2 protein-coding genes and 1 riboswitch are annotated in these 4,069 nt (G+C 67.3%); of the genes, one reads left to right on the top strand and one right to left on the bottom strand.

Going from position 1 to position 4,069, the window contains the following annotated elements; all coding sequences use genetic code 11:
- Positions 1-19: 19 nt before the first annotated feature.
- On the bottom strand, positions 20-2,890 hold the full coding sequence (gene gcvP / locus AC1DQP_RS17620; RefSeq protein ID WP_457319914.1) for an aminomethyl-transferring glycine dehydrogenase: 2,871 nt from the start codon (positions 2,888-2,890) through the stop codon (positions 20-22).
- Between the two features lie 98 nt (positions 2,891-2,988).
- Positions 2,989-3,091: riboswitch (glycine riboswitch) on the bottom strand.
- 279 nt (positions 3,092-3,370) lie between these two features.
- On the opposite strand from gcvP, the gene AC1DQP_RS17615 reads away from it, so the two are divergent.
- The coding region (locus AC1DQP_RS17615; protein WP_478052113.1) for an MFS transporter at positions 3,371-4,069 on the top strand (699 nt) is incomplete at its 3' end.

The raw sequence follows: 4,069 nt of genomic DNA, 5'->3' as shown, positions 1-4,069 counted from the left end.
TGCATCCGGGCAGGGAGGCTTATACCTCCACGCCCTCGTCTTCCTTGTACGCATCCACCGGGATGCAGGCGCACATCACGTTCTTGTCGCCGTACACGTTGTCCACGCGCGCCACCGGCGGCCAGTACTTCTGCTGGCGCAGGCTGGCCAGCGGGAAGGCCGCCAGTTCGCGCGGGTAGGCGTGCGACCACTCGCTGGCCGAGACCGCCGTGGCGGTGTGCGGGGCGTGCTTGAGCGGGTTGTCCTCGCGGTCCAGGCGGCCGTCTTCGATGGCGGCGATTTCCTCGCGGATCTGGATCATCGCGTTGATGAAGCGGTCCAGCTCGTGCAGCGATTCGCTCTCGGTCGGTTCCACCATCAGCGTGCCGGCGACCGGGAAGCTCAGCGTCGGGGCGTGGAAGCCGAAGTCGATGAGGCGCTTGGCCACGTCCTCAGCGCCGATGCCGGAGGTCTTCTCCAGCGGACGCACGTCCAGGATGCACTCATGTGCCACCAGGCCATTGCGGCCGGTGTACAGGGTCTTGAAGTGCGGGGCCAGGCGCTTGGCGATGTAGTTGGCGTTGAGCAGCGCGACCTGGGTGGCCTTGCGCAGGCCGGCGGTGCCCATCAGGGTGATGTACATCCAGCTGATCGGCAGGATCGAGGCGCTGCCGAAGCTGGCCGCGCTGACCATGCCGACATCGCCTTCGCCGCCCAGCACCTTGGGCAGGAACGGCGCCAGGTGCGACTTGACCGCACACGGGCCCACGCCCGGGCCGCCGCCGCCGTGCGGGATGCAGAAGGTCTTGTGCAGGTTCAGGTGCGACACGTCCGAGCCCCACTTGCCGGGCTTGGCCACGCCGACCAGGGCGTTCATGTTGGCGCCGTCGGTGTACACCTGGCCGCCGTGCTTGTGCACGATTTCGCAGATCTCCACCACCTCTTCCTCGAACACGCCGTGCGTGGACGGGTAGGTGATCATCAGCGCGGCCAGGCGGTCGCTGTACTTCTCCGCGTTGACGCGGATGTCGTCCAGATCGACGTTGCCGTTGGCATCGGTCTTGGTCACCACGACCTTCATGCCGCACATCTGTGCCGAGGCCGGGTTGGTGCCGTGCGCCGAATCCGGGATCAGGCAGACGTCGCGATGGCCCTCACCGCGCGAGCGGTGGTAGGCGCGGATCGCCAGCAGGCCGGCGTACTCGCCCTGCGCGCCGGAGTTCGGCTGCAGGCTGACCGCGTCGTAGCCGGTGCATTCCACCAGCATCGCTTCCAGTCCGTCGATCAGTTCCTTGTAACCGGTGGCCTGGTCGGCCGGGGCCAGCGGATGGATGTTGGCGAACTCCGGCCAGGTCACCGGGATCATCTCGGCGGTGGCGTTGAGCTTCATGGTGCAGCTGCCCAGCGGGATCATGGTGCGATCCATCGCCAGGTCCTTGTCCGCCAGCGAACGCAGGTAACGCAGCAGTTCGTGTTCGCTGTGGTGGGTGTTGAACACCGGGTGGGTCAGGAAGTCGCTGGTGCGCACCAGGCCGGCCGGCAACGCATCGGCGGTGGCCGCGTCCAGCGCGTCCACATCGACCGTGGCACCGAACAGCTGGCCGAGCGCGACGATGTCGGCGCGGGTCGCGGTTTCATCCAGGCTGATGCCGACCGCATCGCTGTCGATCGCACGCAGGTTGATGCGTGCGGCCGCGGCCTTGGCGTGGATCGCCTTGGCGTCGACGTCCTTGACGTGCAGGGTGTCGAAGAAATGCTCGCCCACATTGACGCCGGCAGCGCGCAGTGCGCTGGCCAGGATCGCGGCCAGGCGATGGGTGCGGCGGGCGATGCGGGTCAGACCTTCCGGGCCGTGGTACACGGCATACATCGAGGCCATCACCGCCAGCAGCACCTGCGCGGTGCAGATGTTGGAAGTGGCCTTCTCACGGCGGATATGCTGCTCGCGCGTCTGCAGGGTCAGGCGGTAGGCGGCATTGCCCTGCGCGTCCACCGAGACGCCGATCAGGCGGCCCGGCATCGAGCGCTTGTAGGCGTCGCGGCAGGCCATGAAGGCGGCATGCGGGCCACCGAAACCAAACGGCACGCCGAAACGCTGCGAGTTGCCGACCACGATGTCCGCGCCCCATTCGCCGGGGGCGGCGATCAGGGTCAGCGCGAGCAGGTCGGTCGCCACCGCGACCAGGCCGCCACGGGCGTGCACGGCATCGGCCAGCGCCTTGTAGTCGCCGATATGGCCGAAGGTGTCCGGGTACTGCAGCAGCACCCCATAGGCTTCGGCCTCCATCGCCTCGGCCGGGGTGCCCACGCGCAGCACGATGCCCATCGGCTCGGCGCGGGTGCGCAGCAGTTCCAGCGTCTGCGGGTGCACGGCGTCGTGCACGAAGAAGGTGTCGGACTTGGACTTGGCCGAACGCTTGGCCAGGGTCATCGCTTCAGCGGCGGCGGTGGCTTCATCCAGCAGCGAGGCGTTGGCGATCTCCATGCCGGTCAGGTCGGCGCACAGGGTCTGGAAGTTGATTAGCGCTTCCATGCGGCCCTGCGAAATCTCGGCCTGGTACGGGGTGTAGGCGGTGTACCACGCCGGGTTTTCCAGCACGTTGCGCAGGATGACGTTCGGGGTCAGCGTGCCGTAGTAGCCCTGGCCGATGAAGGTGCGGAACACCTGGTTCTTGTCGGCGATGGCGCGGATCTTGGCCAGTGCCTGCACTTCGGTCAGCGACTCGGGCAGGTCCAGCGGGGCCGGCGACTTGATTCCGGCCGGGACGATCGCATCGGTCAGCGCGTCCAGCGAGGCGTGGCCGACCACGTCGAGCATCTGCGCGATTTCAGCGTCGTTGGGGCCGATGTGGCGTTCGACGAACGCGTGGCTGTGTTCAAGCTCGCGCAGGGAAGGAGTGTTCTGGGACATGGCTGGCATCTCGAAGAGTGGGCACGCACGTTCGGAAGGCAGCCGGGGCCAGGGCGTGTCGCGGGCGACAGCGATCCACCGGACCTTGCGGTCTTCCTGGGTGCCCCTCTGTCCTTTTGCCTGAGAGTTTAAAAGCGCGCATCTGCGTGCTTCGTGCCCCTTCGGCGCCGGCAATGGGCCGGTCTCTCCAGAGTTTTGGTACGGGTGGTATCGGGCCTGAGCGATTACGGGCGTTGCGCCTTCGGCAGCGGGTGTCCGCTTCTCCCACCATGGTGCCCGCCAATTATAGCCCAGCGGCTTTCTCTGCTGCGTCCCCATGGCACATGAATACGGGGTGGTATGGGCGCCCCTCTCGGGCCTCCGGCGATGGTGCCCGGCGGTACAAAGGCCTATCATCATCGGACCCTCGTATTCATCTGGTGCCGCCCGTTCCGGGCTTGCGCCCGCCGTGCAGTGCGCACGGCCCAGACGGAAGACCGCATGACGCCCGCCTCACCCTCGACCCGCCGCCTTGCCCTGCTGCTCGCAGGCCTGGCGATGTTCGGTCCGTTCTCGATCGATACCATTTTCCCGGCCTTCCTGCTGCTCGGCGACCGCATGCAGGTCGACCAGGTGGCCGTGCAGCAGACCATCAGCGTGTACCTGCTGTTCTACGGCCTGATGAGCCTGGCGCACGGCCCGTTGTCCGATGCGTTCGGACGCAAGCGGGTGATCATCGGCGGGCTGGTGCTGTTCATCGGCGCCTCGATCGGCTGCGCGCTGTCGCGCGACATGACCACGCTGCTGGTGTTCCGTGCGCTGCAGGGCGTCACCGCCGGGGTCGGGGTGATCGTCGGCCGCGCAGTGATCCGCGATCTGTACCACGGTGCCGACGCGCAGCGTCTGATGAGCCAGGTGTCGATGATCTTCGGCGTCGCCCCGGCCATCGCGCCGATCATCGGCGGCTGGATCCTGCTCGGCGGCGGCGACTGGCCGCTGATCTTCTGGTTCCTGGTGCTGTTCGGCGTGGTGCTGCTGCTGGCCACCGGCAAATGGCTGCCGGAAACCCACCCGGTCCAAGCGCGCACGCCGCTGTCGATGCGCGAACTGCTGCGCAGCTATGTGCGGATGGGCTCCAACCCGCGCCTGCTGCGCCTGGCCGCGGCAGGCGCGTTCAATTTCTCCGGCATCTTCCTGTAC

This window comes from Stenotrophomonas sp. P5_A8 (genome assembly GCF_056400545.1).
This window is presented reverse-complemented; position numbering and strand designations above follow the sequence as displayed.

Coding starts and splice junctions, on each gene's coding strand:
- gcvP (WP_457319914.1), bottom strand. CDS start 2,890: ATGTCCCAGAACACTCCTTCCCTGCGCGAGCTTGAACACAGCCACGCG.